The sequence below is a fragment of the Variovorax sp. YR750 genome (assembly GCF_900109805.1).
In the GTDB taxonomy this organism is placed as follows: Bacteria; Pseudomonadota; Gammaproteobacteria; order Burkholderiales; family Burkholderiaceae_C; genus Variovorax; species Variovorax gossypii.
Window position 1 is genome coordinate 228,932 of record NZ_FOBJ01000016.1, and the last position, 7,252, is coordinate 236,183.

A 7,252-nucleotide genomic window follows, 5' to 3' on the forward strand; every position below is an offset into this window, starting at 1 on the left:
CTCTTGAAAAAGCATTCCCGCGCCCTGGCGATCGCCATGGCATTCCCGCTCGCCGCGCCCGCGCTGGCGCAGCAGCCGCCGTCCGCGGAGGCGCCCGAGGGCGCCGGCGGCGGCCGCACGCTCGGCACCGTCACGGTGACGGGCGGCCGGCCGACTTCGCTGCCGGCCCAGATCCCGACCACCATCGAAGGCGTGACGCACGACCAGATCGTCGAGACCGTCAACGCCACCGACAGCGAGGACGCGCTGAAGTACCTGCCAAGCCTGGTCGTGCGCAAGCGCTACATCGGCGACTTCAACCACGCCGTGCTCGCCACGCGCGCCTCGGGCACCGGCAACAGCGCGCGCTCGATGGTGTTCGCCGACGGCATCATGCTGTCGAACCCGCTGGGCAACGGCGCCACCTACGCGCCGCGCTGGGGCATGGTGTCGCCCGAGGAGATCGAGCGCGTCGACGTGCTCTACGGGCCGTTCTCGGCCGCGTACCCCGGCAACTCGGTGGGCGCGGTCGTCGACTACGTCACGCGCATGCCCACGAAGCTGGAGGCGCACGTCAAGCTCAGCGGCTTCGTGTCGAACTTCGACCTGTACAACAGCCACTCGTCGCCGGCCGGGCAGCAGCTCGACCTGTCGCTGGGCAGCCGCAGCGGCGACTGGTCGTGGTGGCTCAGCGCCTCGCGCACGCACAGCAAGGGGCAGGCGCTGGTGTTCGGCAACCGGCTCGTAAGCGCGGGCACGGTGGGCAATGCAGGCACACCCGTCACCGGCGCGGTACTGGGGCTGAACCCGTCGAACCAGCCCTGGTGGCTGGTGGGCGGCTCCACCATCTACGACACCACGCAGGAGCAGGCCAAGCTCAAGGTGGCCTACGACTTCTCGCCCACCGTGCGCGCCACCTACACGCTGGGCGCCTGGAACAACACCACGCACGGCGGTGTCGACACCTGGCTGCGCGACGCCCTCGGCCGGCCGGTGTACGGCGGGCGGGTGAACATCGGCGGGCGCACCTACAACCTCGACTCCCCCAGCGCCGCGCTCGCGCCGACCGAGACCGCGCTCACCCACTACATGCACGGCCTCTCGGTGAAGAGCCATACCGGCGGCGTGTTCGACTGGGAGGTGGCGGCCAGCCTGTACGACTACTCGCGCGACACCTCGCGCACGCCGACCACGCCGCTGCCGGGCGCCTTCAGCGGCGGCCCGGGCCGCACCACCGACATGGGCGGCACCGGCTGGAACACCTTCAAGGCTGCCGGCACCTGGCGGCCCACCGGCTCGGCCGAGGGCGTGGGCGCGCACGTGGTCGACTTCGGCTTCCAGCAGGACACGGCGCGCCTGCGCACCAGCGTCGGCAACACGCTCGACTGGATCGACGGCTCGCCCGTCACGCCGTTCTCGGCCTTCAACGGCAACACCCGGCTGCAATCGCTCTACGTGCAGGACACCTGGCGCTTCGCCAAGGACTGGAAGACCACGCTCGGCCTGCGTCACGAACGCTGGGAGGCCTACGGCGGCCAGCTCGGCAACGCGAGCACGCTGCTGGACTTCTCGCCGCGCAAGAACAGCTACGACTCGCCCAAGGCCGCCGTCGCGTGGCAGGCCACCTCCGACTGGCTGCTCAAGGCCTCGACCGGTCGGGCAGTGCGCATGCCGACGGTGACCGAGCTCTACCAGGGCTCGATCGACGGCAACCGCATCGTCAACACCAACCCCAACCTGCGCCCCGAGCGCTCGTGGACCACCGAGCTCACCGCGGAACGCGACCTCAAGGGCTGGGGGCTCGACGGCGTGCTGCGCACCACGCTGTTCTTCGAGAACACGAAGGACGCGCTCTACACGCAGGCCCTCAACAACCTCGTGAGCACGGTGCAGAACGTCGACGCCATCCGCACGCGCGGGCTCGAGGTGGCGCTGAACGCGGTCGACGTGGGCGTGCGCAGGCTGGACCTGAGCGGCAGCCTCACGCTGACGCGGTCGAAGATCACGGCCAACAGCGGCTTTCCGGCCAGCGTCGGCCACGACCAGCCGCGCGTGCCGAGGGTGCGCGCCACGCTGCTCGCCACTTACCGGCCGGACGACCGCTGGAGCTACACCGTCGGCGCGCGCTACAGCGGCAGGCAGTACGGCACGCTCGACAACAGCGACCCCAACGGCTTCGCATACATGGGCTTCTCGAAGTTCTTCGTGGTCGACGCGCGCATCCGCTACCGGATCGACCGGCAGTGGAGCGCCTCCTTCGGCATCGACAACCTGAACAACAACAAGTACTGGGCCTTCCACCCGTACCCGCAGCGCACCTACGTGGCCGAACTCAAGTTCGACCTCTGACTCTTCCACTCCAACTGCAAGGACCACACGACATGATGAAAACGACTTCGATGGCCATCCTCAGGACCACCGCCGCTGCCTGCGCCATGCTGGCCGGCATGGGCGCCGCGGTGGCGCACGTCACCCTGCGGCCGGGCGGCGTCACCGTCGGCAGCGACTACGACGCCGCCTTCCGCGTCGGCCACGCCTGCGAAGGCGCCAAGGCCACGACCGGCCTGGCGGTGCGCCTGCCCAAGGGCTTCATCCTGAGCGACGCGCAGGCGCGCAAGGGGTGGAAGCTCGACGTGCAGAAGAGCGCGAAGGACGGCGACGGCGAGGTCCGCTGGACCGCCGAGAAGCCCGAGAACGCGCTGCCCGGCAGCGAGCGCGCCGAATTCGTGCTGCGCGGCAAGGTGCCCGCGACGCCCGGCACGCTGTGGTTCAAGGTGCTGCAGACCTGCGACGTGGGCGCGGCCGACTGGGCCGAGGTGCCGGCGTCAGGCAACTCGACCGCCGGCCTGAAGAGCCCGGCCGCGAAGCTCAACGTGGTGGCACAGGGCGTGGCCACGGTCGACGTGCGCGACGGCTGGGTGCGCCAGTCGGTGCCGGGCCAGAGCGGCACGGGCGCCTTCATGAAGCTGACTTCGCCCACCGGCGCGAAGCTGGTGAGCATCTCGACGCCGGCCGCCGGTGTCGCCGAAGTGCACGAGATGAAGATGGAAGGCGACACCATGAAGATGCGCGAGCTCTCGGGCGGCCTCGACCTGCCCGCGGGCCAGACCGTCGAGCTCAAGCCCGGCGGCTACCACGTGATGATGATGGACCTGAAGGGCGCGCTGGCGAAGGGCGCGACCGTGCCGATGACGCTGAAGTTCGAGGACGCCAAGGGCGTGAAGACCTCGCTCGACGTGACGCTGCCCGTGGGTACGCCCGAAGGTGCCGATGCGGCCGGAGCGGCGCACCAGCACAAGCACTGAGCGGCAGCTTCAGGGTTTCAGAGCAGCTGGTCGGGCGCCAGCGGTCCGAAGAGCTTGAGCAGCAGCCGCAGCGTGGCGCTGGCGTCGGGCTCGGTGGTGCTGTCCTTCAGGCCGCTGCCCTCGGGCGCGCGCCACAGCAGCGAGCCGTCGACCAGCTCGACGTGCCACGAGCGCTCGCGCATGCCGCGCTCGATCTGCTCCGAGGCCGCGCGCGAAAGCTCGTTGCTGCGGATCAGCAGCGCGATCTCGGTGTTCTGCAGCTGCGAGCGCAGGTCGAGGTTCATCGAGCCCACCACCAGCAGCCGGCCGTCCATCACCAGTACCTTGGAGTGCAGCATCGCGCGCGATTCGCCCGACACGCCCGCGCTTCCGCTGCTGCCGCCCGAGGAGCCGAAGACGTTGCCGAAGCTCGCCTGCTCGCTGCGCAGTTCGTAGAGCTCGATGCCCATCTTGAGCAGCTCCTCGCGGTGGCGCGCATAGCCGACATGGGCCACCGGCGCGTCGTTCGAGGCCAGCGAGTTGGTCAGCACGCGGATGCGCACGTTGCGCGCCCGGGCGGTGGAGAAGGCCTGCAGCATGTCCTTTCCGGGCACGAAGTAGGGCGAGATGATGACCAGATCGGTTCGTGCCTGGCCGATGAGCTGCAGCAGCCCCTCGACCACGGTGTCGCCGCCGGCAGCCAGGTCGGAGGCCGCTTCCAGCGAGGCCGCGCCGCGCGAGCTGCCGGCCTTGTCGTCGGGCCGGCTGACCACGAGGCCGGGCGCCTTCCGGTTGCCCGGATCGGAGTCAGCCGGGATCTTGCCGGGCTTGTCGGCCAGCATCACGGCCGGCGCCCAGACGAAGGTGGCGGTGCGCAGGTCGAGCGGCTTCTCGTCCCAGGCGCGGGCGCGCTGGGCGGCCGTGGGGGCTCCGGCGCCTCCTTCCTGCTGGCGGGCCGACTCCTCGGCCAGTTCCTGGTCGGCCTTTCTCGCGCGGTCGCGCATGGCCTGGAATTCCTCGCGCGTGACCAGCGACTGCACCGGATAGGCGCGCTCGTTGTTCCAGTAGCTGTCGAAGCTGCGTGACAGGTCCTGCACGATGGGGCCGGCCGCCAGCACGTCGACATCGACGAAGTTGCCGTTGGCCGCATTGCCGAAGTAGGCGTCGCCGAGGTTGCGCCCGCCCGTCACGCCCAGCACGTTGTCGGCCAGGAACAGCTTGTTGTGCATGCGCTGCTGGATGCGCGAGGCGTCGTCTATCGAGTTGAGCAGGCGGCTGAAGGTGGAATCGCGCGAACCCGCTAGCGGATTGAACAGGCGCATCTCGATGTTGGGAATGAAGGCCAGGCCCAGCACCAGCGCGTCGCGGCCGGTGGTGTGGAAGTCGTCGAGCAGCACGCGCACCCGCACGCCGCGCTCGGCGGCCGCGCGCAGGCCGCGCACCAGGCGGCCGGTGCTGGCGTCGGCGTGGATGGCGTAGTACTGGAGGTCGAGCGTCTTCTGGGCGCCTTCGATCAACGCGAGGCGGCTGCCGTAGGCCGCCTGCGGACCGCCCAGCAGCAGGAAGCCGGACTCGTAGCGGGCCTTTTCGGCCTGCCGGCGCTGCTGGACCAGATCGGCCAGCGCGGTGCCGGTGGCCGGCGAGGCGATGGCGGTCGAGACGGGGCGGTCGACGTTCTGCGGCAGCTGCGCGCAGGCGCCGAGGATCAGCAGCGCCAGCAGTGCCGCCGATCGGCGGAAGAACGTCTGGAAGGATGAAGGCATGCGGCTTTCCCGGGGCTTGGAGGGAGGTGCCGCATATATAGCCTAGTCGGCGCCCGCCGCGCGTCGGACGGCAGGCGCGCCCGGGTGTCAGCGCCCGGCGGAGAGTTCTTCCTGGCGCTCCATGGCTGCCAGGAGTTCGTCGTCGATCTTGGCGTGGCGCTCCGCCAGTTCGGCTGCGCGCGAGGAATCGGTGGCGTAGATGGCACCGCCGTCCAGTTCGAGCATCTCGGTGATGCGCTGCTGCTCGGTCTCGAGGGCCGCGATCTGGGCGGGGAGGGTGTCCAGTTCGCGCTGTTCCTTGTAAGAGAGTTTCTTGCGGACGCCCGGTGCCGCCTTGGAGGCGGGAGCCTCCGCTGCAGGGGCGGGCGCGGGAGCCGCGGCCGGGGCTGCTGCCGCAGCGGCGGCGAGGCGCTGCTCGGCGATCTCGCGGGCGCGCTTCGACTGGGTCAGCCAGTCCTGCACGCTGCCCTCGTACTCGCGCCAGCGGCCGTCGCCCTCATAGGCGATGGTGCTGGTGACCACGTTGTCGAGGAAAGTGCGGTCGTGGCTCACGAGGAACACGGTGCCGTCGTAGTCCTGCAGCAGGTTCTCGAGCAGCTCGAGGGTGTCGATGTCGAGGTCGTTGGTCGGCTCGTCGAGCACCAGCACGTTGGCCGGACGGGCGAACAGGCGGGCCAGCAGCAGGCGGTTGCGCTCGCCGCCGCTGAGCGAGCGAACGGGGGAGTTGGCGCGCGCGGGGGAGAAGAGGAAGTCGGAGAGGTAGCTCTTGACGTGCTTCTTCTGGGTGCCGATCTCGATCCATTCGCTGCCGGGGCTGATGAAGTCTTCCAGCGTGGCGTCGAGGTCGAGCTTGTCGCGCATCTGGTCGAAGTACGCGACCTGCAGGTTGGTGCCGCGGCGGATCTTGCCGCTGTCGGGTTCGAGCTCGCCGAGGATCAGCTTCAGCAGGGTGGTCTTGCCCGCGCCGTTGGGGCCGAGCAGGCCGACCTTGTCGCCGCGCAGGATGGTGCCGCTGAACTTGCGGATCACGGTCTTCTCGCCGAAGGACTTGGTGGCGTCGGTGAGCTCGGCCACGATCTTGCCGCTGGCCTGGCCGGAAGCCACGTCCATGTTGACGCTGCCTTGCACGTTCCGGCGGGCTGCGTGGCTGGCGCGCAGTTCCTGCAGGCGGGTGATTCGGCTCTGGCTGCGGGTGCGGCGGGCTTCCACGCCCTTGCGGATCCAGATCTCCTCCTGGGCCAGGAGCTTGTCGGCCTTGGCGTTGATGACCGCCTCCTGGGCGAGCTGCTCTTCCTTCTGGGCGAGGTACTGCTCGAAGTTGCCGGGGTAGGAGCCCAGCTTGCCCCGGTCGAGCTCGACGATGCGGGTGGCGACGCGGTTCAGGAAGCTTCGGTCATGGGTGACGGTGACGACGCTGCCCTTGAAGTCGATCAGAAGCTGCTCGAGCCATTCGATGGAGTCGAGGTCCAGGTGGTTGGTGGGCTCGTCGAGCAGGAGGACGTCAGGGGCGGCCACCAGGGCTTGCGCCAGGGCCACGCGCTTGCGGGTGCCGCCGGAGAGCGAGCCGACGCGGGCGTCGCGATCGAGATGCAGGCGGTGCAGCGTTTCTTCCACGCGCTGCTCCCAGTTCCAGGCGTCGAAGGCTTCGATCTGGGACTGGAGGGCGTCGAGGTCGAGGCCCTCGGCACCAGATAGATAGAGGTCGCGCAGGGCGATGACGGGGGCGAGGCCCTGGCTGGCGGCGGTGAAGACGTCCGCATCCATATCCAGCGAGGGCTCCTGGGCGACATAGGCAACGCGGAGGTTCTGCTGCAGCTGCAGGGTGCCGTCGTCGGTCTTCTCCAGGCCGCCAAGTATCTTGAGCAGGGAGGACTTGCCGGCGCCGTTGCGGCCGATCAGGCCGATGCGTTCCGATTCGAGAAGAGAGAAGTCCGCATGATCCAGCAGCGGAACGTGACCGAACGCGAGCTGCGCGTCGAGGAGTGTGATGAGTGCCATGTGGCGCGGATTATCGGAGGAGGCGATGTCAGGCTGCCTGCGGGCTCTATATAGAGATAGGACAGCCTCTGGGGAACAGGCCCTTGGGAGAGGCCCGCTTCAAGTTTCTTTGCGGGAGGTCTTGCGAAGGCCGAAATCTGTCATATACTCGTGGGCTTCGCTGCTGAATACCCCTGGTGTTCAGGCCCAGTCGGTCTCTTCGGAGGTGATTGGAGGGGGTGAAGAAAA

4 protein-coding genes are annotated in these 7,252 nt (G+C 69.1%); 2 read left to right on the forward strand and 2 right to left on the reverse strand.

Annotated features, from left to right (window positions below; all coding sequences use genetic code 11):
• Positions 1-36: 36 nt before the first annotated feature.
• The gene (locus BMY35_RS29180) at positions 37-2,328 is read left to right on the forward strand and encodes a TonB-dependent receptor (RefSeq protein WP_093206502.1); all 2,292 of its coding nucleotides are present in this window, start codon (positions 37-39) and stop codon (positions 2,326-2,328) included.
• A 32-nt stretch (positions 2,329-2,360) separates the two neighbouring features.
• Entirely contained in the window at positions 2,361-3,284 is a 924-nt protein-coding gene (locus BMY35_RS39135; protein ID WP_177213733.1) for a copper chaperone PCu(A)C domain-containing protein, read from the forward strand.
• A 17-nt stretch (positions 3,285-3,301) separates the two neighbouring features.
• On the opposite strand, the gene BMY35_RS29190 is transcribed toward BMY35_RS39135, so the two are convergent.
• Both BMY35_RS29190 and BMY35_RS29195 read right to left on the reverse strand, forming a co-directional pair.
• Entirely contained in the window at positions 3,302-5,026 is a 1,725-nt protein-coding gene (locus BMY35_RS29190) for a phospholipase D family protein (RefSeq protein WP_093206480.1), read from the reverse strand.
• A gap of 87 nt (positions 5,027-5,113) precedes the next feature.
• Positions 5,114-7,024, reverse strand: coding sequence for an ATP-binding cassette domain-containing protein (locus tag BMY35_RS29195; RefSeq protein ID WP_093206481.1), 1,911 nt, complete (start codon positions 7,022-7,024; stop codon positions 5,114-5,116).
• Positions 7,025-7,252: the final 228 nt, after the last annotated feature.

Excerpts from the sequence above, each read along its gene's own strand:
- BMY35_RS39135 (WP_177213733.1), top strand. The coding sequence starts at position 2,361 with ATGATGAAAACGACTTCGATGGCCATCCTCAGGACCACCGCCGCTGCC.
- BMY35_RS29190 (WP_093206480.1), bottom strand. The coding sequence starts at position 5,026 with ATGCCTTCATCCTTCCAGACGTTCTTCCGCCGATCGGCGGCACTGCTG.
- BMY35_RS29180 (WP_093206502.1), top strand. The coding sequence starts at position 37 with ATGGCATTCCCGCTCGCCGCGCCCGCGCTGGCGCAGCAGCCGCCGTCC.
- BMY35_RS29195 (WP_093206481.1), bottom strand. The coding sequence starts at position 7,024 with ATGGCACTCATCACACTCCTCGACGCGCAGCTCGCGTTCGGTCACGTT.